The organism is Ruegeria sp. CDSA141, from assembly GCF_059612005.1.
In genome coordinates this window covers 26,650-48,091 of the sequence record NZ_JBXWPT010000013.1, presented here as the reverse complement: position 1 = coordinate 48,091, position 21,442 = coordinate 26,650, and the positions used below count along the sequence as shown (strand labels likewise).

The 21,442-nt window shown below is 59.0% G+C and carries 21 protein-coding genes; 11 read left to right on the top strand and 10 right to left on the bottom strand.

Annotation, left to right across the window (positions count from 1 at the left end):
• Positions 1–50: 50 nt before the first annotated feature.
• Genes leuS through holA form a run of 3 tightly spaced genes read left to right on the top strand, consistent with a single transcriptional unit; the run spans position 51 to position 4,091 of the window.
• Entirely contained in the window at positions 51–2,588 is a 2,538-nt protein-coding gene (gene leuS / locus AC2FLP_RS16780) for a leucine--tRNA ligase (RefSeq protein WP_496685063.1), read from the top strand.
• Positions 2,575–3,066 (top strand): LPS assembly lipoprotein LptE, encoded by a 492-nt coding sequence (lptE, locus tag AC2FLP_RS16775; RefSeq protein WP_299643929.1) that lies wholly within the window; start codon positions 2,575–2,577, stop codon positions 3,064–3,066. The genes leuS and lptE overlap by 14 nt, the downstream gene beginning before the upstream one ends.
• Positions 3,063–4,091: a DNA polymerase III subunit delta gene (gene holA, locus AC2FLP_RS16770; RefSeq protein ID WP_496685062.1), complete on the top strand. Its 1,029-nt coding sequence runs from the start codon at positions 3,063–3,065 to the stop codon at positions 4,089–4,091. The genes lptE and holA overlap by 4 nt, the downstream gene beginning before the upstream one ends.
• Position 4,092: 1 nt before the next feature.
• On the opposite strand, the gene AC2FLP_RS16765 is transcribed toward holA, so the two are convergent.
• Entirely contained in the window at positions 4,093–5,277 is a 1,185-nt protein-coding gene (locus AC2FLP_RS16765; RefSeq protein WP_496685060.1) for a TIGR03862 family flavoprotein, read from the bottom strand.
• Positions 5,278–5,325: 48 nt separating this feature from the next.
• Here AC2FLP_RS16765 and AC2FLP_RS16760 point away from each other — a divergent pair, with 48 nt between their 5' ends.
• Positions 5,326–5,622 carry an HNH endonuclease gene (locus AC2FLP_RS16760; protein ID WP_496685058.1) on the top strand — a complete coding sequence of 99 codons (297 nt, stop codon included), beginning with the start codon at positions 5,326–5,328 and terminating at the stop codon, positions 5,620–5,622.
• Here AC2FLP_RS16760 and AC2FLP_RS16755 read toward each other — a convergent pair whose 3' ends face one another.
• From AC2FLP_RS16755 to AC2FLP_RS16745, 3 genes are read right to left on the bottom strand one after another with little or no spacing between them, the layout of a single operon-like run.
• Positions 5,623–6,360 (bottom strand): VOC family protein, encoded by a 738-nt coding sequence (locus AC2FLP_RS16755; protein ID WP_496685057.1) that lies wholly within the window; start codon positions 6,358–6,360, stop codon positions 5,623–5,625.
• Positions 6,357–6,965, bottom strand: coding sequence for an enoyl-CoA hydratase/isomerase family protein (locus tag AC2FLP_RS16750; RefSeq protein WP_117872019.1), 609 nt, complete (start codon positions 6,963–6,965; stop codon positions 6,357–6,359). The genes AC2FLP_RS16755 and AC2FLP_RS16750 overlap by 4 nt, the downstream gene beginning before the upstream one ends.
• Positions 6,962–7,705 carry an SDR family oxidoreductase gene (locus AC2FLP_RS16745; RefSeq protein WP_117872017.1) on the bottom strand — a complete coding sequence of 248 codons (744 nt, stop codon included), beginning with the start codon at positions 7,703–7,705 and terminating at the stop codon, positions 6,962–6,964. The genes AC2FLP_RS16750 and AC2FLP_RS16745 overlap by 4 nt, the downstream gene beginning before the upstream one ends.
• Positions 7,706–7,845: 140 nt before the next feature.
• Here AC2FLP_RS16745 and AC2FLP_RS16740 point away from each other — a divergent pair, with 140 nt between their 5' ends.
• The 5 genes from AC2FLP_RS16740 to lpxK all read left to right on the top strand — a co-directional run bounded on the left by AC2FLP_RS16740 (position 7,846) and on the right by lpxK (position 13,889).
• The gene (locus AC2FLP_RS16740) at positions 7,846–9,360 is read left to right on the top strand and encodes a DUF2125 domain-containing protein (protein WP_496685054.1); all 1,515 of its coding nucleotides are present in this window, start codon (positions 7,846–7,848) and stop codon (positions 9,358–9,360) included.
• Between the two features lie 172 nt (positions 9,361–9,532).
• A complete protein-coding gene (locus AC2FLP_RS16735) occupies positions 9,533–10,879 on the top strand; it encodes a TldD/PmbA family protein (RefSeq protein ID WP_496685052.1) in 1,347 nt (448 codons plus the stop codon).
• Positions 10,866–11,666, top strand: a complete 801-nt coding sequence (locus AC2FLP_RS16730) for an inositol monophosphatase family protein (RefSeq protein WP_496685050.1) — start codon at positions 10,866–10,868, stop codon at positions 11,664–11,666. The genes AC2FLP_RS16735 and AC2FLP_RS16730 overlap by 14 nt, the downstream gene beginning before the upstream one ends.
• A complete protein-coding gene (locus AC2FLP_RS16725) occupies positions 11,663–12,901 on the top strand; it encodes a 3-deoxy-D-manno-octulosonic acid transferase (protein ID WP_299900993.1) in 1,239 nt (412 codons plus the stop codon). The genes AC2FLP_RS16730 and AC2FLP_RS16725 overlap by 4 nt, the downstream gene beginning before the upstream one ends.
• Positions 12,888–13,889 carry a tetraacyldisaccharide 4'-kinase gene (gene lpxK / locus AC2FLP_RS16720; protein WP_496685048.1) on the top strand — a complete coding sequence of 334 codons (1,002 nt, stop codon included), beginning with the start codon at positions 12,888–12,890 and terminating at the stop codon, positions 13,887–13,889. Before AC2FLP_RS16725 ends, lpxK begins: the two co-directional genes overlap by 14 nt.
• A gap of 39 nt (positions 13,890–13,928) precedes the next feature.
• Here the strand turns inward: lpxK and AC2FLP_RS16715 are convergent, their stop codons facing one another.
• Together AC2FLP_RS16715 and AC2FLP_RS16710 are read right to left on the bottom strand one after the other, a co-directional pair.
• Complete coding sequence (locus tag AC2FLP_RS16715; RefSeq protein WP_299900999.1) at positions 13,929–14,591, bottom strand: DsbA family protein; 663 nt, start codon at positions 14,589–14,591, stop codon at positions 13,929–13,931.
• Positions 14,592–14,604: 13 nt separating this feature from the next.
• On the bottom strand, positions 14,605–15,111 hold the full coding sequence (locus AC2FLP_RS16710; RefSeq protein WP_117872004.1) for a DUF721 domain-containing protein: 507 nt from the start codon (positions 15,109–15,111) through the stop codon (positions 14,605–14,607).
• Positions 15,112–15,192: 81 nt separating this feature from the next.
• On the opposite strand from AC2FLP_RS16710, the gene mutY reads away from it, so the two are divergent.
• Positions 15,193–16,248, top strand: a complete 1,056-nt coding sequence (gene mutY / locus AC2FLP_RS16705; protein WP_496685046.1) for an A/G-specific adenine glycosylase — start codon at positions 15,193–15,195, stop codon at positions 16,246–16,248.
• A gap of 61 nt (positions 16,249–16,309) precedes the next feature.
• Positions 16,310–17,446, top strand: coding sequence for an alkane 1-monooxygenase (locus tag AC2FLP_RS16700; protein ID WP_496685044.1), 1,137 nt, complete (start codon positions 16,310–16,312; stop codon positions 17,444–17,446).
• 79 nt (positions 17,447–17,525) lie between these two features.
• On the opposite strand, the gene AC2FLP_RS16695 is transcribed toward AC2FLP_RS16700, so the two are convergent.
• From AC2FLP_RS16695 to AC2FLP_RS16680, 4 genes are all read right to left on the bottom strand, one after another.
• Complete coding sequence (locus tag AC2FLP_RS16695) at positions 17,526–18,908, bottom strand: adenylate/guanylate cyclase domain-containing protein (protein WP_496685042.1); 1,383 nt, start codon at positions 18,906–18,908, stop codon at positions 17,526–17,528.
• A gap of 140 nt (positions 18,909–19,048) precedes the next feature.
• Positions 19,049–20,149 (bottom strand): site-specific DNA-methyltransferase, encoded by a 1,101-nt coding sequence (locus AC2FLP_RS16690; protein ID WP_117871999.1) that lies wholly within the window; start codon positions 20,147–20,149, stop codon positions 19,049–19,051.
• A gap of 107 nt (positions 20,150–20,256) precedes the next feature.
• Positions 20,257–20,874 carry a ribonuclease HII gene (gene rnhB, locus AC2FLP_RS16685; RefSeq protein WP_299901010.1) on the bottom strand — a complete coding sequence of 206 codons (618 nt, stop codon included), beginning with the start codon at positions 20,872–20,874 and terminating at the stop codon, positions 20,257–20,259.
• A gap of 109 nt (positions 20,875–20,983) precedes the next feature.
• On the bottom strand, positions 20,984–21,442 hold the full coding sequence (locus AC2FLP_RS16680) for a hypothetical protein (RefSeq protein WP_117871997.1): 459 nt from the start codon (positions 21,440–21,442) through the stop codon (positions 20,984–20,986).

Here is a 21,442-nt window from a genome sequence, read left to right as displayed (position 1 = left end):
ATACCACGCCGGGTTCCTACCCGGCGTTTTCATTCACGAAGGACCGCACAATGTCGCGCTATTCGGCCACCGAAATCGAAGCAAAATGGCAAGAGGCCTGGGACAAGGCAGGAATCTTCGCCGCCAACCACAAGGCGGACAAGCCGAAATACTATGTGCTTGAGATGTTCCCCTACCCGTCCGGCCGAATCCATATGGGGCATGTGCGCAACTATACGATGGGCGACGTCATCGCGCGGCACAAGCTGGCCACCGGGCACAATGTTCTGCACCCAATGGGCTGGGACGCGTTCGGGATGCCGGCGGAAAACGCTGCCATGGCGATTGGCGGTCACCCTAAAGAGTGGACTTACGGCAATATCGCCGACATGCGCGCCCAGATGAAGCCGCTGGGCCTGTCGATCGACTGGTCCCGTGAATTCGCCACATGTGACCCGGAATATTATGGCCAGCAGCAGGCACTGTTCCTCGACATGCTCGAGGCCGGGCTGGTCTACCGCAAGAACGCCGTGGTGAACTGGGATCCGGTCGACATGACCGTTTTGGCCAATGAACAGGTGGAGAACGGGCGCGGATGGCGCTCGGGCGCGCTGGTGGAACGGCGCGAGCTGACACAGTGGTTCTTCAAAATCTCGGATTATTCCGAAGAACTGCTGGACGCTCTGGACACGCTGGAAAACTGGCCCGCCAAGGTTCGGCTGATGCAGGAAAACTGGATCGGCAAGTCGCGCGGCCTGCAATTCGGGTTCGAGCGCACGGATGGTGGGGAACCGATCACCGTCTACACAACGCGCCCCGACACGCTGCTGGGTGCGTCCTTCGTGGGGATCTCGCCCGATCATCCGATCGCCAAACAGCTTGAGGCCGAAAACCCAGAAGTTGCTGAATTCGTTGAGGAATGCCGCAAGGGCGGCACCACGGAAGAAGCCATCGAAACCGCGGAAAAGCTGGGCTTTGACACCGGTATCCGCGTCAAGCACCCGCTGGACCCGAACTGGGAACTGCCGGTCTGGATCGCCAATTTCATCTTGATGGATTATGGCACCGGCGCGATTTTTGCCTGCCCGGCCCATGACCAGCGCGACCTTGATTTCTGCCGCAAATACGATCTGCCCGTGGTCGATACGTTCTTTGCGCTGGACGACGACACGCCGGTCGACAAGATCGCCTTTGTCCCGCCAAAGACCGAAAAAGTCCGCTGGGTGACCCATTTCGCGGGCCTGACCGAAGCAACCGGCGAAGAAGCGATCAACGCCACCGTCGATTTTGCCGGAAAAGCCGGTTGGGGCGAAGGAGTAACCAAGTATCGTCTGCGTGACTGGGGCTTGAGCCGTCAGCGCTATTGGGGTTGTCCGATTCCTGTCGTTCACTGCGACGGCTGTGGTGTGGTCCCTGAAAAGAAAGAGAACCTGCCTGTTCGCCTGCCCGACGATGTCACATTCGACAAACCGGGAAATCCGCTGGATCGTCACCCGACGTGGCGCGACTGCGCTTGCCCGAATTGTGGTGCCCCCGCCCTGCGCGAGACCGACACGATGGACACGTTCGTCGATTCGTCATGGTATTTCGCCCGTTTCACCGCTCCACGTGCCGAAACCCCCACTGATCTGGCCGAGGCGGAATACTGGATGAATGTCGACCAGTATATCGGCGGTATCGAACACGCGATTCTGCACCTGCTGTATTCACGGTTCTTCGCACGCGCGATGAACATCACCGGGCATTTGCCGGACAAAGCCATCGAACCCTTCGACGCGCTGTTCACCCAAGGCATGGTCACGCATGAGATCTACCAAACCCGCGACGCCAATGGTCGCCCGGTCTATCACCTGCCCGAGGAGGTCACAGACGGTAAACTGGCCGACGGTACAGAGGTCGAGATCATCCCATCGGCCAAAATGTCAAAGTCCAAGAAGAACGTGGTCGACCCGGTCAGCATCATCTCGGCCTTCGGTGCCGACACAGCCCGCTGGTTCGTTCTATCCGATTCGCCGCCCGAACGGGATGTGGAATGGACCGCTGCGGGGGCTGAGGCCGCGTACAAGCACCTCAACCGTGTTTGGAACCTCTGTGACAAGATCGGTGCCATGGACCCGAACGCCACGGGCGAAGGGGATGAGGATCTGCTGCGCGAGATGCACAAAACCATCCGCGACGTGACATTGGGTGTTGAAAGCTTTGGCTTCAATGCAGCCATCGCCAAGCTTTATGCCTTCACCAACACCCTGGCAAAATCCAAGGCAGGTGCTGCGGCCCAAAAGCAGGCCATCAAAACGCTGGCACAGCTGATGTCGCCGATGACACCACATCTGGCGGAAGATATTTGGGCCCATCAGGGCGCCGAAGGCCTTGTGGCCGTTGCGCCATGGCCCGTCGCCGACGAGGCGATGCTAGTCGATGACACCGTCACCTTGCCGATTCAGATCAACGGCAAGCGTCGCGCGGAAATCAGCGTGGCCAAAGATCTGGACAAAGCTGAGGTTGAAAAAATCGCGCTCAGCACCGAAGCTGTCCAAAAGGCGCTGGAAGGTAACGCGCCGAAGAAAGTGATCGTAGTTCCGGGCCGAATTGTGAATGTCGTCGTTTGATCGCAGAACCTTTTTACTGATGCCGCTGGCGCTGGTCGCCTGCGGCTTTGAGCCTGTCTATGCACCTGGTGGATCGGGTTCGGCCTTGTACGGCCGTGTCGAAGTGTCCGCCCCCAACACCGTGGAAAGCTATTTGCTGGTCCAAAATCTGGAACAGCAACTGGGACGAAGCGCCGGGTCGGTCAACGACTACAAGCTGGATGTTCAGGTTTCGACCGTAACACGGGGCGCCGCAATCACCACAACCAACGAAACGCAACGCTACACCATCGACGGAAGCGCGCAGTATGCCCTGCGGTCCAACGCAACCGGTCAGATCATCGCCTCGGGCTCGGTGGCGGACTTTGTGTCTTATTCTGCCGCAGGGTCGACCGTTTCCACGTTGGCGGATGAGCGCGATGCCAAGGAACGACTGATGGTGATTCTGTCGAGTCAGATCATGAATCGTCTTTACGCCACACCGGACCTGGCCGCATGAAGCTGAGCCCGCGTGAGGCTGACGGATATTTTGCCAAGCCGGACGCGGACAAGACCGGGCTGCTTATCTATGGCGCGGATGCGATGCGGGTTGCGCTCAAGCGGCAACAGGTGCTGGCCGCTCTGCTTGGCCCCGAAGCCGAAGAAGAAATGCGTCTGACCCGTCTGCCGGGGGGCGATCTGCGTGGTGATCCCGCTCTGCTGCTGGACGCAGTCAAGGCGGTCGGCTTCTTTCCCGGCCCACGTGCCGTTTTCGTGGAAGATGCAACTGAAACCGCAGCGCCTGCGATTCTGGCCGCGCTCGAAGACTGGGCCCCCGGAGATGCCCAGATCATGGTGACCGCAGGGCAATTGAAACCCAGCTCGAAAATCCGCAAGGCGTTCGAAGGCCACCCTGCCGCCTATGCGGTTGGTATTTATGACGACCCGCCCTCACGCGCCGAAGTGGAACGGGTTCTTGCCGAGTCGGGTATAAAAAACGTGCCCCGAGATGTCATGTCTGCAATCAGCGAGTTGGCCGTCAGCCTCAGCCCCGGTGATTTCGCGCAAACGATTGAAAAACTGTCACTTTACAAGCGTGATGACAGCTCTGACTTGACAGTCGAAGATATCGAGGCCTGCGCTCCTCGCTCGACCGAGGCGGCGCTGGATGACGTTCTCAACGTCGTGGCCGAGGGCCGCGCGGGTGAGATCGGGCCGCTGATTCGGAGGTTGCAGGCGCAAGGCACCAACGGCGTGACACTGTGCATCGGGGCGACGCGGCATTTTCGGACACTCTATGCCTGCGCGTCCGATCCCGGTGGTGCCGCGCAGGGCATCGGCAAGCTGCGTCCGCCGGTTTACGGCAAACGGCGCGACCGCATCCTGCGGCAGGCACAGGGTTGGGGGGCGGCCAAGCTGCAAACCGCGCTGACGGTTCTGACGGATACGGATTTGTCGCTGCGGTCCGCCGGGCAAACAGCCCCTGCCATGGCGCTGGTGGAACGCGCGATGATCCGTTTGGCGATGTTGGCGCGATCCCGCTAAATCACTTGGCCGTTTCAAGCCAATCTGCGGCGGCCTGACCGGCCCAGCACCCAGTAGCAAAGCAAGCCGTGAGCAGATATCCCCCGGTTGGGGCCTCCCAATCCAGCATTTCACCGGTGCAGAACACACCCGGCAGGGCCGTCAGCATCAGCCCGTCATCCAGCGCTGTCCGTTTCACACCACCTGCGGTCGAAATGGCTTCATCCATCGGGCGAAGTCCGGCATGCCGGATTGGCAGCTTTTTCAACATGCTCACTTGCACGGATTGAGAGTGGCCGCCGCGTTTTGCCATTTCATGAAACAGGGCGATTTTCTGAGCGGACAGGTTCAGCGACTTTCTCATCCACTGGGATAACGTTGTTTTCGACCGTTTTGCAGAAAACCGCGCCAGCAGAACCTGTCGGTCCAGATCGGGCATCAGATCAACAAACAAAGGCTTCCCCGCACGCAAGCCCGGTGTCAGAGAATAAAGCCCGCCGCCCTCCAGACCGGTCTCGGAAATCGCTGCCTCCCCTCGACTCTCAAGATCGCCTGCAATCCATCGGACCGATTTCAATGCGGCCCCGAAATGAGGCTGCATATGAGAGCTCCAATCGACTGAAATAGCTGAGTTCGCAGGTTCAAACGGAGCCAGAGCCACACCTCTACTGCCCAATATCTGCGCCCAGTGACCGTCCGAGCCAAGGCGGGCCCAGCTTGCGCCGCCCAGTGCCAGCACGGTGACATCCGCTGAGATACTGCGCCGCCCGTCCGGGGTGTCAAACAACAGCGCTTCACCGTCCCAGCCGGTCCAACGCCAGCGGGTCCTGACCTCGAACCTGGACTCGCCCAACCGTGCCAGCCAGGCCCGCAACAAAGGCGAGGCCTTCATGGATTCAGGAAATACACGCCCCGTCGAGCCGACAAACAGCGTCTGACCCAGATCACGCGCCCAGCGCTGCACCGCCTCGGCATCAAAGGCTGAAATGATCGGGCGCAACCAATCCGCCGCCACACCATAGGCGCGGATCAGGTCATCAAGCTGCTCGTCCTTGGTCAGGTTCAGACCCGACTTCCCGGCCATCAGGAACTTGCGCGCGACCGAAGGTTTGGCCTCGGCCACCAATACGGAATGCCCGGCTGCTGCCAGTTGCTCGGCTGCCATCAACCCGGCGGGGCCTGCTCCGATCACCACTGCCTGCGCCATTCGCACCCTCTTGCCTTCGCCCATCACAGGCGCAAGTTTCATATCGTCATGACGAACAGCGATCCGATCTGCCCGCTTTGCGGCCGCCCGATCCCCGACGGGGGTGGCAGCCTGCATCATCTGATCCCAAAACTCAAAGGAGGCAAGGGCGGACCGACCGTTATGCTGCATCAGATCTGCCACAAAGAGGTGCACGCCACCCTGACCGAAGCCGAACTGGCGCGCAGTTTCAACACGGTCGAGGCCTTGCGTGCGCATCCAAGGCTTGAGAAATTTCTGATCTGGGTTCGCAAACGCCCACCCGGGTTTCGTTCGAAAGTTCCGGGCAAGCGGCGCGGGAGGTGATCAGCCCGGCAGGATCGGGTCGCCGAAAGTATCTGTCAGTGGTTCGGACAGACCTTCGATCTCGATACCCAGAAAGTCCGGCACATGCGCGAATTGTGCGCCCGCAATATGCTGGAATTCCATCGTCGTATAGGCGCGTTTCCACAGCCATTCGCGGTTTTCAACAGCCCAAAGATCAGGATTGGGAGGGGTTTCGTCCATAAAGGCATAGAAATGCAGATCGAAGCCGTAGGGGGCGACCTCCTGCATCGACAACAACGACATGCCCTGGGCACGCCAGAACGCGTCTTCGACGGCAATATCGCCGGTTCGAAGGGTAATCTGGCCGATCCGAGCCTGCGCAAAGGGCGCGTCGGGGTCCGCCGCATGCGGCGGTCGGTTGCCTTCGAAATCATGTTGCAGCAGTTCGATGACGAACCCTTCGGGATCCGCAAGATGGCACATGTAGCCGATTTCCAGAAACTGGTTCGGCGCGCTCACTGGAACGTCAAACCTGCGCAGATGAGCCGCGGCAAGATCGACATCCGGTACAGTGATTCCTATCTTCCAGTACCGCTGCCCCTTGTCATGGGTGTACCCTCCTCCACCCGGCAGCAACAAAATGTCTGCGTCTGCGCCGTCATAGCCGACACGACGGTCGGTTTCTGCTTCGCGAACGGACATGCCCAGAACGTCGCGATAAAACGTGGCCAGCCGATCCGGATCAGCGACCCGCACGCGTAGTGCAGACAGCCTCATGAGCACAACCTTGCGATTCCCGCTGCGATCTCGGGGGCGGCGTTCACGCTGTCGGCCACCAGATCGCGTGCGGCTTGCATCAGGTGATCGGGGTCGACAATCCGGTCCACCAGGCCAAATTCATACGCTTCCTGCGCGGTGATTTTCTGACCGGCCACAAGAATCAACTTTGTCCTTGCCGGTCCGACCAGAGCCGCCAGCCGCGCGGGGTCGGACGGTTGTGGCAGAAACCCCAGCTTCATCACCGGATAGAAGAACTTGGCCGACGGCACGGCAATGCGCAGATCACAGGCCAGTGCCATACCATTGGCCCCGCCGGCCAAGGTGCCGTTCAGTGCGGCGACGGTCAGACAGGGCAGCGCGGCAATGGCGCCAGACAGTCTTTCCCAGACATCCGACCTGGCCAGACCGGCGCGTGCCTCGTCCAGATCCGCCCCGGCGCTGAACACTTTGCCCGCGCCGGTCAGGATCAACGCCTTCGCGTCTTTCGCAGACTCGGCAATCTCGGCCAGTTCTGACAGCATGGCCCCCGTCAGGGCGTTTGCTTTGTCAGGGTTATTGATCGTGACAATCCAGAGGCCGTCCTCTTTGGTCAATTCGATCATATCAGCCCGGCCCGCTTGCGAATGTCATCAAGCCGCAGCGAAATTTCAGTGCCAAGGAATTCATCTGCATCATCGGAGCACATCCACAGCAGCGCCCGTGCGGGCCAATCTGCGGGGATGTGGACATCCCAGTCCAGCTGACTGACGGGATTGATGCCGCTGGCCTTGATCGAACGCTGCATTTCGGTGGCCACCGTCCCCGGTGAAAGACCCATGGCGCGAATACCATTATGGGCTTCTTCCAGATGCAGGCATTCCGTGAGCATCTTGGCCCCGGCCTTCGAGGCGCAATAATGGCTCCAGGCTTCGACCGGGTTCGACGCTGCACCGGACGAGATCGTAAGAATACTCCCCCCTCCAGCGGCCCGCATCACCGGCAACGCCGCGCGCATCCCGTAGAAAATGCCTTTCAGGTTGATGTCGATGGCCTTGCTCCACGCCGCTGTATCAGCGTTCGAGAGATGAAAGATCGGATCGATCACACCCGCATTGCCGATCAGAACATCCAGCCCACCGAACCGGTCCACGCATGTGGCCACGGCTTGCTCGACCTGCGCGAAATCGCTGACGTCACAGGCCAGTGCGATGGCCTGATTGCCCAATTCTGCGGCCAGCGCGTCAATTTGATCATGGCTGCGGGCCACCAATGCGACATTGGCACCAGCTGCGGCAAAAACGCGCCCTGCCTCGGCCCCAATTCCACGGCTGGCCCCGGTTATGAGAACAGTTTTTTCCTGCATTTGCCCCTCCTCACGCATTGCAATCTCTGTCGGCTACAGCCGTAACGCGGAAACGGGGAAAGGGTCCAGCCCTTGCCCCCTTGACGATACCGGCTGCAAACCCGACCATGCGCCACAAATTGATCAAGAAGGGTTACCTTATGTCCGTTTTCCTTCGCCGCAGTTGCGGCGCTGCTCTGGCTTATGCCGTTGCCGCCCAAGGGGCGTTTGCCGACCTGTCAGCCAATGATGTCTGGTCCGACTGGCAGAGTTATTTCACCTCGATGGGTTACACCATCACAGGGGACGAAAGCACCGCAGGCGACGTTACCACAATTTCAAACATGACGCTTTCAGTGGCCTTTCCCGAAGAGGAAGGGCAGTTTCGGATGGTCATGCCAGAAATGACACTGACCGAAAATGATGACGGGACCGTTACCATTGGACTGCCGGAAAGCTTTCCCATGGAAGTCACCGGACAGGCCGAAGATGAAGATTTTGCGGCCACCGTCACCTATTCCCACAGCCAACTGAACATGGTCGTTTCAGGCACGCCAGAAGACATGACCTATGATTACACGGCTGACCAGCTGGGGGTGAAACTGGACTCGATTGAGGTCGACGGCCAGCCTTTGCCGAATGAAGTCTTTGGCATAAATGCCGAAGCAAGCGATCTGTCCGGCAGCTCGCGGATGCAGATCGGCGATAATCGCAATATCAGCCAGACCTTCAACGCAGCCACTTTAACCTATGATTTGAACTTTCAGGATCCTGAAAGCGGCGAAAACGGGCTGATCAACGGTCAACTGGATCAACTGGCATTTGAAGGCAACAACGTGATCCCCCCGGATTTTGACTTTTCGGACCCAGAAGCCTTTTACAAGGCTGGTTTCTCGTTTGACGGCACCTTCACCTATGCTTCCGGCAGCACTGATCTGAGCGGGACCAGCGAAGGTCAGGCGTTCTCGGTGAACAGCACATCCGAAGGCGGGCGATTTGCAGCCAGCATCGATGCAGAGCGTATCGTCTATGACATTGACCAGAACAGCACGAAGATGGCCGTTACCACGGCGGGCTTGCCGTTCCCGATCGAGCTTTCGATGGCCAAGGCTGGCCTGAACTTCGAATTCCCCATCCAGCAATCGGACGAAGTTCAACCCTTCGGCTTTGGGCTGAACCTGACTGATTTCACCATGTCGGACATATTGTGGGGCATTTTCGATCCTGCGGGCGCACTGCCGCGTGATCCTGCGACGATTGCGTTGGATGCGACGGGTACTGCGAAAGTGCTGATGAACATATTCGATCCTGAAATCGACGTCGAATCCGACGAAGCGCCGGGAGAACTGCACTCGTTGAAGATCAACGACCTGCTGGTTTCGCTGGTTGGCGCCAAACTGACCGGTGACGGTGATTTTGCTTTCGACAACACCAATACCGAAGAGTTTGATGGCCTGCCCAGCCCAAGCGGCGTGGCGAACCTGCAACTGGTTGGAGCCAACCAGTTGATCGATACCCTGATCGGCATGGGAATCATCTCGGACGAAGACGCGCTGGGTGCCCGTATGATGATGGGTCTGATGGCTGTTCCGGGCGAAGAACCGGACACTCTGAACTCGAAGATCGAGTTCACCGAAGACGGTCAGATTCTGGCGAATGGTCAGCGTATCAAGTGACAATCAAAGGAAAGGGCCGCGCAACATGCGGCCCTTTCTCCGTCCAGCCGACCCTTGCACAAACCTCTGAAACGGCACGGGTTCACCGCGATCCTCAACATACAATCTGGTCACAGGTCTTGCGAGACGGGCAGTCCAAGGCTAGGTCCTTGGCAACCAACCCGGAGGCCTCATGACCCGCACACCAGAAGAAATCAGCCAGCACTTGCTTGACGCGGCCCGCAAGGCAGGCGCGGACGCGGCGGATGCCATCGTTCTCGACGGATCCTCTGTTTCGGTCGAAGTGCGGGGCGGGGCGCTGGAACATGCCGAACGCTCGGAAGGCACTGATTTGGGATTGCGGGTGTTTCTGGGCAAACGATCTGCCATTGTGTCCAGTTCCGACAGCCGGCCGGATACCTTGCGTGCAATGGCAGAACGAGCCGTTGCGATGGCCAAGGAAGCCCCCGAAGATCCGTTTTCCGGGCTGGCTGACAAGGACCAGCTGGTCACAGACTGGGACATAGAGTCACTGGAATTGACAGACTCTGCCCCGGCCCCGTCTGCCGAAGCCCTGATGCAGGACGCTCTGACGGCCGAGACCGCAGCGCTGGCCGTTACCGGTGTTACCCAAGTGTCAGATGCGGCTGCAAGCTATGGAACCCACCGTGTGCATCTGGCCGCCACAAACGGGTTTACCGGCGGATATGAACGCAGTAACCGGTCGATATCCTGTGTTGCGATCTCGGGCGAAGGCACCGGGATGGAACGGGACTATGACGGCGACAGCCGGACGTTCCAATCCGACTTGCGCAGCGCGGATGAGATCGGTCGCACCGCAGGCGAACGCGCCGTGCAACAGGTTGGTGCGCGCAAACCTGAAACGGGTAATTTTCCCGTGCTCTTTGACGAACGAATCTCATCTTCGCTCATCGGCCACCTTCTGGCCGCCAGCAATGGTGCGGCAATTGCGCGGGGCGCATCCTGGCTCAAGGATTGTCTGGGGCAGGACGTTCTGCCAGTGCACCTGTCTCTGATCGAAGACCCGCATCGGCCACGCATCTCGGGCTCGCGCCCTTTTGATGCCGAGGGTTTGCCGACACAACGCCGGGCAATCGTGGAAAACGGCGTCCTGACCGGGTGGACGCTGGACCTGTCAAGCGGGCGAAAACTGGATATGGCGTCCACGGGTAACGCTGCACGCGGGGTCTCGGGCCCGCCTTCTCCCAGCAACTGGAACCTGAGTCTGACACAAGGCGATCACAGCCGTGCCGATCTGCTGCGCGATATGGGAACCGGGTTGTTGGTCACATCCATGATCGGATCGACGATCAACCCCAATACCGGTGACTATTCCCGGGGTGCATCCGGGTTCTGGGTCGAGAGTGGCGAGATCACGCATCCGGTCAATGAATGCACCATCGCGGGCAATCTACGGGACATGCTGCGCAGGATCATTCCGGCGAATGATGCCCGCCCGTATCTGTCGCGCGTGGTTCCGTCGCTTCTGATCGAAGGAATGACACTTGCCGGCAACTGACCTGCCCCTGCTGATCGAGGCGGCGTTGGAGGCCGGCAAGATCGCCACACGCTATTCCGGCACGCAAGCACAGCGCTGGGACAAGCCTGACGGCGCCGGGCCAGTGACCGAAGCGGATCTTGCTGTCAACACGATGCTGGAGGAGCGGTTGTGTTCAGCGCGGCCGGGCTATGGCTGGCTCAGTGAGGAATCCGAAGACTCACCCGACCGGCTGAACCGCAGCAACACTTTCATCATCGATCCGATCGACGGCACCCGAAGCTTTGCAGAAGGCGCGCGCACCTGGGCACATTCCATAGCCGTCGCCGATGACGGCGTGGTGACGGCGGCGGTCACTTACCTGCCGATGCGGGATTTGCTGTACACGGCGGCACAGGGTCAGGGCGCGACTCTCAATGGTGAGACGATCACGACCTCCGTTACCGCAGAGCTTTTGCAATCAGAAATTCTGGCCGCCAAGCCAAACCTTGACGCTCGGAATTGGCGCAACGCGCAGGCACCAGAGTTCGAACGCGCGTACCGCCCTTCGCTTGCCTATCGCATGGCTTTGGTTGCACAGGGACGGTTCGATGGCATGCTGACCCTTCGCCCCAGTTGGGAATGGGACATTGCCGCAGGCGACCTGATCATTCAAGAGGCAGGCGGAATCTGTTCGGACCGTACGGGTCAAAAGCTGATCTTCAACAATGCGCACCCCAGGCTGAACGGCGTGATCGCAGCCAGCACCGCGATTCACCAGCAACTGTCCGCATTGCTGGACCCGGCCGGGCCGGGAATCGGAACATGAGCAAACCGCGCTCGCTCAGCCTGGCCGCCTACAGGGTGTTGTCATGGGGCATGCGCAACGGGGTTGCGCCGCAATCCAACATGCCGCGCCCCGAAGGAGAGTTGGTATGGATACAGGTTGCCACTCCGGATCGACTGCGGGCTGTGACCGACTTCTGCCGTCGGTTGCTGCAAGTCAGGGCCAATCTGAATTTCCTGCTCACAGCCCCCCCGGATGAGGATTTGTCCAACTGGCCGGATTGCAAGTTCCCTTTGATCAACTTGCCGCAGGAACAGAGTGGAGCAGCCCGCGAGTTTGTCGAATACTGGCGTCCGAACATGGGGGTGTGGGTCGGTGGCGACCTGATGCCCAACATCATCACGCGCGCTGACGAACAGGCGATCCCGCTGGTCTTGTTCGACGCTCAGTTCAGCGTCACACTGTCCCGAAACGCCCGTTGGCTGCCGGACATCACACGGGTGACCTTTGACTGTTTCCGCAAGATTCTTACGCCATCCGCCGAGACGGCGCGGCAGATCCGCCGTCTCGGCATTCAATCCGGAAAAGTTGCGGAATCACCGCCTTTGCGGATCAGCCCCGACCCCCGGCCCTGGCCGGAAGACGAGCTTATTGAAACCACTCACACGCTTGCGGGGCGCCCGGTTTGGTTGGCGGCATGGGTTCAGGACAAGGAATTTATCTCGGTCCTGACAGCCCACCGTCAGGCGCTGCGGATGCTGCATCGGCTGGTTCTGGTGCTGCACGTCGCAGATGAGCCGGAAGTGATGCCGTTAAGGCGGCGATTGGAATCGATGGACCTGCGCTGCGTCAATTGGGATGAAGGGGATCTGATTGAAGATACCACTCAGGTGGTCCTGACATCGGACCCCGAAAATCTGGGCCTGTGGCATCGCATGGCAGCAGTGACCTTCATGGGCAGTTCGCTTGAACGCGGAGCGGGCGGTCAAGACCCGTCCGAAGCAATCGCGCTGGGGTCTGCGATCATGTTCGGACCGCATGTGCATCGACATCAGGAATTCTATTCCAGCCTGCGGCAAGTGAACGCTGCCAAGGAGGTAAAAACGGCGACCGAACTGGGCGACGCCGTTGTGCAGCTTCTGGCCCCGGATCGAGCGGCCGACATGGCGTTGGCGGGATGGCAATTGTTAACCGAAGGCGCACCACAGGCTGACGCCCTGATCGAATTGGTGCAGGATATTCTGGATCAACGGAGTGCGGATCATGCGGGCACCTGATTTCTGGAACACGACCCCGGACCAACCGGATCTGAGGGCGCGTCTGCTGGCGCCTTTTGGACGCCTTTATGCAGCGGCAACCGCGCGAAGGATCGCCTCGGAGACCGGTGAAAAACCCAGTGTGCCAGTGATCTGTATCGGCAACCTCAATGCCGGTGGAACCGGGAAGACGCCCACGGTGATCTGGACTCTCGAACAACTTAGAAATGGCTGGCATGAACCACATGTCGTCACGCGGGGGCACGGAGGCTCTTTGGAGGGGCCGGTGCGGGTTGATCCGGCCAAGCACACTGCTGCCGAAGTTGGGGACGAGCCGCTGCTTCTGGCGATGTTCGCCGAAGTCTGGGTTGCCAAAGATCGGGCGGCAGGCGCACGCGCAGCTGCCGGGGCCGGGGCCTCGGTAATTGTTCTGGATGACGGCTTTCAGAATCCCTCAGTTGCCAAGGATTTCTCGATCATTGTTGTGGATGCACAACGCGGGTTCGGAAACGGCTTGTGTCTGCCTGCCGGTCCGCTGCGGGAACCGGTCGACATCGGGTTGAAACGGGCCGACCTTGTGTTGTCTCTGGGCGATGAGGCTGCACAACAGGCTTTCACTGATCAGTGGGGCGACAAGTTGTCCGTTCCCCATGTCACTGGTGCAATCGAACCCCTGAAAACAGGCATGGACTGGACCGGAACACGCGGTCTGGCATTTGCCGGTATCGGCCATCCCGAGAAATTCTTCAAAACCCTGCGGCAGCTAGGCGTGGAGCTGGTCCGCGCCGAAGCTCTGGACGATCACCAGCCCTTGACTCAGGCCCTGATGACCCGACTGGAAAACGAGGCGCGCCAGCTAGGTGCTCAGATGATCACAACTGAGAAAGATGCCGTACGCCTGCCTCCGGCCTTTCGGAGCAAAGTTATCACTCTGCCCGTTCGATTGTATATTGGCCAAGCTGACGAGGTCAGGGAAATGCTGCTGAACGCAGCACCTTCACCAAAATAGGCCCGGTCGGCCCAGACAGGGCCAACCGAAAAAGGGTGGTTAGCCACCCAATTCGTCTTCGATCAGCTTTTTGAAGTCAGCGTAGGACTGGTTGTCGACTTTCTTGCCGTTCACAAGGAACGACGGAGTCGCCTGGATGCCATCACGTTCGGCGTTTTCCTGATACCACGCAGCCAATGTCCGCGCCTTGGTGCCATCTTGCAGGCAAGCCTCGAGCTGGTCGCCATCGATACCGGCCAGACGACCGATCTTGCGCAGCTCGTCCACGATCTCGGCCGGACCACCAGCACGTGACCATTCGGCTTGCCCTTCGTAGATCAGGTCTGTGATACCGAAGAACTTCTCGGGGCCGGCGCAGCGGGCCACCATCGATGCCCAAAGGCCGTAGCGGTCAAAATAGACTTCACGGTAGGTAAATTTGACCTTGCCGGTGTCGATGAAGTCTTTCTTGAGTTGCTTATAGGCGCCTGTGTGGAAATTTGCGCAATGCGGGCAGGTATAGGATGCATATTCGATGATTTCGACAGGCGCATCCTCAGCGCCCTGGACCATATCGACGATCGTCGAAGTATCCAGGTCTGCCTCCTGCGCTTCGGCAGCACTGACCAGCGGAAAGGTGACGTTGGTGTTCGACTGTGTCAGCCAATAGCCGCCAGCGGCTACGGCGACAGCCGCACAGATTACGGTTGCAATACGGCTCATTCTCAGCCCTTTCTTAGCGTTTCTGTTTGGATAAAACGTTGCGCCCGAGACGTTCAAGGGCCGCGCGCAAATCTTCATCATTTACATTGCGTGACACTTTGTCAGCCTCGGCGGCAATGTCAGGCGCAATCTTGGGTTTAGCCTGCTTCGGCTTGTGGTCGAAACTGGCCTGCCCTTCGGCAAATCCGGTCGGAGCGGTCTGGGTAATGCGGACGCGGCTGATGGCGTTATAGCCATAGACCGCATTCACCTTGCCGCGAAGCTGTTCCTTCTGCATTTCCAGCATCGGAGCCTGTGGTCCGGTCGTCAAAACGGTCAGGGTCGCACCAAAACCGCCCTTGCCATAACCCACTTTGACCGGGCGTGCGATGGCGGCGATTTCCTGGCCGACGATCTCGGCCCAATGGGTCAAAAGCCGAGAGACGGCAAAACCCCGGCTTTCCCCGGCGCGCCTGATCTGATCGTTCAGCAAGGACGCGGTGCGTTTGAACCCACGGGTCGAAGAACGTCTGCGTTGCATCTGGTTTCCAGCTCCTACACCTCTATTGTACTGAGCAGGGCACCGGGTGCCAGAGAAACCCGACAGGGAGATGGATAAAACTTGCGTGACTCTGCTGAATTGACCGTCAGTGATGCGTTGCTGGAGTGGTACGACCGCCACGCCCGCGAAATGCCATGGCGCACGGGTCCGGCGGATCGCGCCGCCGGCATACGTCCGGACCCGTATCGGGTCTGGTTGTCCGAAGTGATGCTACAGCAAACAACAGTTGCGGCGGTGCGTGACTATTTCCTGCGTTTCACCACCCGTTGGCCCACGGTTCAGGCCCTGGCCGCCGCACCGGACGAACAGATCATGGGCGAATGGGCCGGGCTTGGCTACTACGCTCGCGCCCGCAATCTGTTGAAATGCGCGCGTGCTGTCACGCAGGATCACGATGGCCGGTTTCCCGACAACTTTGAAGCCCTGCTGGAACTACCCGGTATTGGCCCCTATACAGCGGCTGCGATCTCGGCCATTGCATTCGATCAGCCCGAAACCGTGCTGGACGGAAACGTCGAACGGGTCATGGCCCGGTTCTATGACATTCACGACCCGTTGCCCGGCTCCAAACCCGTGCTGAAAGAAAAAGCTTCGGCTCTGACTCCGACCTCACGCCCTGGCGATTACGCGCAGGCGGTTATGGACTTGGGGGCCACCATCTGCACGCCGAAGTCACCGGCTTGCGGCATCTGCCCCCTGCGTGAACCCTGCCAGAGTCGCGTCGCAGGAACCCAAGCCGACCTGCCAAGAAAAACACCCAAAAAACCCAAGCCAACCCGCTATGGGCACGTGTATGTCGCGCGTATGGCAGACGGTGCCATGGTGCTGGAACGCCGGCCTGACAAAGGTCTGCTGGGCGGAATGCTGGGTTGGCCCGGATCAGAATGGAACGATGACCCCACCGAACGTGCCCCGTTCCCTGCGACATGGAAAGTCTTGCCGGGCGAAGTGCGCCACACGTTTACACATTTCCACCTGATTCTGCGGATCTGGAGCACGGATGCCGTCCCTCGGGACGTACCCAAACATCTGACCGTAGTAGACAAGCACAGCTTCAGACCCAGCGACCTGCCAACAGTGATGCGAAAGGTCTTTGATCTGTGGAGAGGACAATAAGTCCGCTGTGCAAGTCTTCGGGTCATGGCTAGGGTATGCCCATAAAGTCGGAGCAGAAAAGATGATCGCAACAGGCACATTGTCCCGCTGGCAATCTGCATCCCCTTTCTGGGTGTCGCTGCTGTTGGTTCCGCTGGTCTGGTTTTCAGCTGCTACCGGCGGATGGTCACTGCTGCTGGTTCCTGCCGCAACCTGGTGGGCCTTTGCAGTGATGGACCGGATCACCGGGCTCAACACTCAAAACGCCGACCCCGAGGCACCTGACACGGCGCTGCAATGGTACATTTTGCTGACAAAACTCTGGGTCCCGATCCAGTTCATCACCCTTTTTGGTCTGATCTGGTACGCAACCCACAACACCCATCTGTCAACGCTTGAGAAAATCGGCCTCTTCTTTGGCATGGGCGTCATTTCGGGCACGATTGGGATTAATTACAGCCACGAGTTGATGCACCAGAAAAGCCGCTTGGAACGCTGGCTGGGTGACATCCTTCTTGCCATGGTGCTGTATTCTCATTTTCGGTCCGAGCACCTGTTGGTCCATCACCGCCATGTCGGCACCCCGCGCGATCCGGTAACGGCGCGCTACAACGAAGGGTTTCATCGCTTCTATCCCCGCGTTCTGTGGCAATGCTGGGCTTCGGCCTTCAGCGCCGAGCGCGACAAGCTAACCCGCGTCGACAGACCGTGGACAGATCGATCAAACCCGTTCTGGCGGTACTGGGCGCTGCAGGGTGGGATGCTGGTACTGGCCGGCCTGATCGGAGGATGGTCCGGCGTGGCGCTGTTTCTGCTACAGGCTGGTGTCGCGATCTGGCAGCTCGAGCTGGTCAACTACGTGGAACATTACGGCCTGACCCGAAAACACCTGGGCGACGGACGGTACGAGCATGTCCTGCCACGCCATTCGTGGAATGCCTCGCAGAAAGCGTCGAACTGGTTGCTGATCAACCTTCAGCGCCATTCGGACCACCATTACAAACCCAACCGCCGGTTTCCGCTGCTGCAACATCACGCGTCAGACACAGCCCCGCAATTACCTTATGGCTATCCCGTCATGACCGTGGCCGCGATGATCCCTCCGCTGTGGCGGCGGGTCATGAACCCGCGCGTTCGCGCGTGGCGACGCCACTATTATCCCGAGATCACCGACTGGCACCCCTACAACAAATCTCTGAACCCCATGCCCAAAGCGTGACCGCAGCGCGCACAGGCGCGCTGCTTGGCCCAACTGTCTGCACCGCATCCTCGATGCGGTTCTGACGGGCGGGAGGACTTCAGCTTTTCATCACCCAGACATCCATAGGTGCCTCGACCCCTCGAACGGATTGGTCGCGATAGGCGACAAAACCGGCCATGGCCTCCGACATCGACTGGTTTTCTTCCGCAACTCGCAGGCGCACGGCATCACTGACAATGACACGCGCCTTGAAATCTCGCGTCAGCGCTTCAAGTTTGGCAGCCACATTGACCGCATCGCCAATCACCGCGAATTCCAACCGGTTGGCACCGATGTCCCCAAGTACGACCGAGCCGTAATGCACCCCAACGCCGACATGGATTTCGGGCTCTCCGGCCCTGCGGCGTTCCAGATTCCAACGGTCGATTCCACCCACCATCGCACGGGCGCAGTCCAGGGCATTGCTCGCGTCCAGAGGCGTTGGCACCGGCGTGCCAAAGGTCGCCATCAAACCGTCGCCCAGATATTTGTCCAATGTCCCATGGTGCCGGAATACCTCGGTTTCCATACGGGCATGAAACCCGCGCAGCACCTCGATCACCTCATAGGGATCCCGTCCGGCGGCGTATTTGGTGAACCCGACAATATCGATGAACAGAACGGCCACATCCGCTTTACGGACTTGTTTCAGCGGTTCATCGTTCTGACTGAGCTCATCTACCACATTGGGCGAGAAATACCGTGACAGATTGGCCCGTTCCCTTTCCAGCCCCGCGTTGTTCATCAACAATTGATTGAGTCGCCGCATCGAGATGCCCAGCGTTACTGCAACCATCATGAACACGATAACCTGCTGAATACGTTGAGGGATCATGAAACTGTTGGGATCCAACAGCTCGGCGACATCCGGGTAGCCCTGCAACGCCTCTGCAACCTTTTCGCTGATCTCCGGAATAGGCGTGGCCACCCACCAGGCGACGATCCAACCGATCGTCCACATCATTGCCGTCCACGAACCGATGGCAATCACCGTACGCCAGGAATAAGCCAAGGTTCCAGCCGCCAGAATGACGAAAAAATACTGAAAATTGTCAAACCGATATTGCATGGCCAGCGGCCGGACATCATCGCTGAACGGGTTGGGCACGATCATCCCAAGGGTCATGATCAACAGATCAACAAAGATCAAAAGAAGCTCGACCCGGGATTGCCCCACCCGGCCCGCGCTACGGATCAGCCATCCATTGGCACAGATCAGCAGCAGGATGAAATGATACCACAGCACATCCCATTGCGGGTTCAGAAAAATAAGCAGAGCCCCGGTCAGGGCCATGGCCACCCAGCGCGCGCGCACAGCCAGTTCAAGCCCTTCGCGCTTGTGCCGCTCTAACGCGGCTTCGGTGTATTTGTTGTCCAGATCGAACGTGTCAGATTCCGTGAAAAACAGACTGCGGCGGGGCTGCGCGGTTGTCTCGGTCATGGCCGTGATCTTTCTTGCAGTGTCAGGGTTGTCTTCATGCAATCACTGTTGATCCAAAAACAAAAGACCCCGCCGTAGGATCGGCGGGGCAAGGCGTAGTGCCTTGTGTCAGGCCACAGGCACCGGCGGTGTTCTTGAAATCAGTTCATCTCGGCCCGGATCTGCTGACGCAAGACATCGATCGGAACCGTTTTGCCGTCGCGCTTGAAGCACCAATAGGTCCAGCCATTGCAGGACGGCGCATTTTCCAGATGAGCGCCTACCTGATGAATCGAGCCTTTGACGTTGTCGCCGACCAGCGTGCCATCGGCGCGAACCTTGGCCTTGTGGCGCTGGTTCATGGAATACAGCTCTTCGCCAGGGCGCAGCATGCCGCGCTCGACCAGCTGCCCGAACGGAACACGCGGCTCGGCACGTTTGCTCGCACTTACTTCCAGAGCCTCACGGTCGAACTTGCGCACCTTGGCGATGCGTTTCTCGGCCACCTTGCGATAGCTTTCCTCGCGCTCGATGCCAATGAATTCACGGCCCAGCATCTTGGCAACCGCACCAGTGGTGCCGGTGCCGAAGAACGGGTCCAGCACCACGTCGCCGGGATTGGTCGACCCGATCAGTACGCGATGAAGCAAAGATTCCGGCTTTTGCGTCGGATGCGCCTTGTCGCCATTTTCATCCTTCAGACGTTCATGCCCGGTGCAGATCGGCAGCACCCAGTCGCTGCGCATCTGAACGCCTTCGTTCAGGGCCTTCAGCGCCTCATAGTTGAAGGTGTATTTGGCACCTTCACGTTTGGACGCCCAGATCATCGTCTCATGCGCGTTGGTGAAACGCTTACCGCGGAAGTTGGGCATCGGATTTGATTTGCGCCAGACAACGTCATTCAGAATCCAGTACCCTGCATCTTGCAACGCCGAACCGACACGGAAAATGTTGTGGTAAGAGCCAATCACCCAGATCGCGCCGTTTGGTTTGAGCAGACGGTGCGCCGCCTTCAACCACGCGCGGGTGAATTCGTCATACGCGCCGAAGCTGGAAAACTGATCCCAGTGATCGTCGACCGCATCCACTTGGCTGTTATCCGGGCGATGCAGTTGGCCTTTCAACTGCAAATTATAGGGCGGATCCGCAAAGATCAGGTCAACGGACGCCTCGGGAAGACTGTTCATCACGTCGATGCAGTCCCCAGATAGAATCGTGTTTAAAGGGGGCGCTTTCGCGCCCTTTTTGGTGGTTGTCGTCATATCACTGCCTCAAGTGTCCACGGCGCTTTTGCGCTCATTTGGTTGAGACTAGGATGAGTCAAAGACGATTCGCCGTCAATTTCTTTTTTGAATCAGCGACTTACGATTTACTCTTGATACAAGATGTTGTGCACCGGCTTGAACGAACGTCTATGGTGTGGGGTCACGCCAAGATTTTGCAACGCTTCCTTGTGTTGTTTTGACGGATAACCGGCATTGGTTTCCCATCCATATCCCGGGTGCTGTTGCGCCAAATCCACCATCACCTGATCGCGCCAGTTTTTCGCAAGGATCGAGGCGGCTGCAATCGACACCGACCGTGCATCCCCCTTCACGACTGCCTGCGACGGAATCTTCAGGCCGCGCGGAATCATGTTTCCGTCAATCAGCAGGAAATCAGGCGCCGGCGACAGCGTCTCAACCGCACGTACCATCGCCAGATGGGATGCCCTTAGGATGTTGATCTCGTCTATCTCGGCGACCGAGGCTTCGGCCACCGCGAACTCTGCGCTGTGTCGAATTTCTGCATCCAGCGCGGCCCGACGTCTGGCCGTCAGCTTTTTGGAATCATTCAACCCTTCGGGGATGGCCTGTGGGTTCAGGATCACGGCCGCGGCGACAACTGGTCCCGCCAAAGGGCCGCGCCCGACCTCATCCACACCCGCGATGCGAAAATGGCCCCGGTCCAGCAGCGCCTGCTCAAGTTCGAAATCTGGTTTTGTCATACCCCTGGAAAACCGCGTTTCGCACAGCGCCGCAAGAAAAAAGAGAGGGCAGCCCACACCGCCCTCTCTCACACGGCGCTTCTTTGGCACCGCTCCTGCTCAACCGATGTTACTGATAAACGACACGGTATCCTTTCTGGCGCAGGCACGCGGGTTCATACGCCCGCTTGACCTTTTGGCCGTTCCAGAAACCGACCTTGCACTCTTGCGGCAGGCTATTGGCATGTTTGTAGTGCTTCTTGAGACATTTCGGCCCAAGTAACGGATGATCCTGTGAGTACCCGTTGAATGTACGAAGGCAACGCTGGGGCAGATCGTATCGCGCCACGCGCGGCGGCAGCGGGCGCACGGGCTGCGGCGTGTACGGTGCAGGGGTATAGGTCTGGTGGCGAGCCGCTCGGTCCTTTTTCTTTTCCTTGTTATAGTAGTGAACCCCGGCACCGATAATCGCGATGGCAGCCAGCCCGCCAAGAATGTCCTTTGCATCAGCAGCCCGTGCCTGAGAAGCAGAAACCCCGGTTATTGCAACTGCGGTCACAACGATGAAAGTGATGAATTTCTTGTGCAT

Coding starts and splice junctions, on each gene's coding strand:
- AC2FLP_RS16710 (WP_117872004.1), bottom strand. CDS start 15,111: ATGCAACGCAGACGTTCTTCGACCCGTGGGTTCAAACGCACCGCGTCC.
- AC2FLP_RS16725 (WP_299900993.1), top strand. CDS start 11,663: ATGAGCAAACCGCGCTCGCTCAGCCTGGCCGCCTACAGGGTGTTGTCA.
- AC2FLP_RS16715 (WP_299900999.1), bottom strand. CDS start 14,591: ATGAGCCGTATTGCAACCGTAATCTGTGCGGCTGTCGCCGTAGCCGCT.
- AC2FLP_RS16740 (WP_496685054.1), top strand. CDS start 7,846: ATGTCCGTTTTCCTTCGCCGCAGTTGCGGCGCTGCTCTGGCTTATGCC.
- leuS (WP_496685063.1), top strand. CDS start 51: ATGTCGCGCTATTCGGCCACCGAAATCGAAGCAAAATGGCAAGAGGCC.
- AC2FLP_RS16755 (WP_496685057.1), bottom strand. CDS start 6,360: ATGAGGCTGTCTGCACTACGCGTGCGGGTCGCTGATCCGGATCGGCTG.
- lptE (WP_299643929.1), top strand. CDS start 2,575: ATGTCGTCGTTTGATCGCAGAACCTTTTTACTGATGCCGCTGGCGCTG.
- AC2FLP_RS16745 (WP_117872017.1), bottom strand. CDS start 7,705: ATGCAGGAAAAAACTGTTCTCATAACCGGGGCCAGCCGTGGAATTGGG.
- AC2FLP_RS16760 (WP_496685058.1), top strand. CDS start 5,326: ATGACGAACAGCGATCCGATCTGCCCGCTTTGCGGCCGCCCGATCCCC.
- rnhB (WP_299901010.1), bottom strand. CDS start 20,874: ATGACAAAACCAGATTTCGAACTTGAGCAGGCGCTGCTGGACCGGGGC.
- AC2FLP_RS16735 (WP_496685052.1), top strand. CDS start 9,533: ATGACCCGCACACCAGAAGAAATCAGCCAGCACTTGCTTGACGCGGCC.
- AC2FLP_RS16750 (WP_117872019.1), bottom strand. CDS start 6,965: ATGATCGAATTGACCAAAGAGGACGGCCTCTGGATTGTCACGATCAAT.
- AC2FLP_RS16765 (WP_496685060.1), bottom strand. CDS start 5,277: ATGGCGCAGGCAGTGGTGATCGGAGCAGGCCCCGCCGGGTTGATGGCA.
- AC2FLP_RS16690 (WP_117871999.1), bottom strand. CDS start 20,149: ATGACGACAACCACCAAAAAGGGCGCGAAAGCGCCCCCTTTAAACACG.
- lpxK (WP_496685048.1), top strand. CDS start 12,888: ATGCGGGCACCTGATTTCTGGAACACGACCCCGGACCAACCGGATCTG.
- AC2FLP_RS16680 (WP_117871997.1), bottom strand. CDS start 21,442: ATGCACAAGAAATTCATCACTTTCATCGTTGTGACCGCAGTTGCAATA.
- holA (WP_496685062.1), top strand. CDS start 3,063: ATGAAGCTGAGCCCGCGTGAGGCTGACGGATATTTTGCCAAGCCGGAC.
- AC2FLP_RS16695 (WP_496685042.1), bottom strand. CDS start 18,908: ATGACCGAGACAACCGCGCAGCCCCGCCGCAGTCTGTTTTTCACGGAA.
- AC2FLP_RS16700 (WP_496685044.1), top strand. CDS start 16,310: ATGATCGCAACAGGCACATTGTCCCGCTGGCAATCTGCATCCCCTTTC.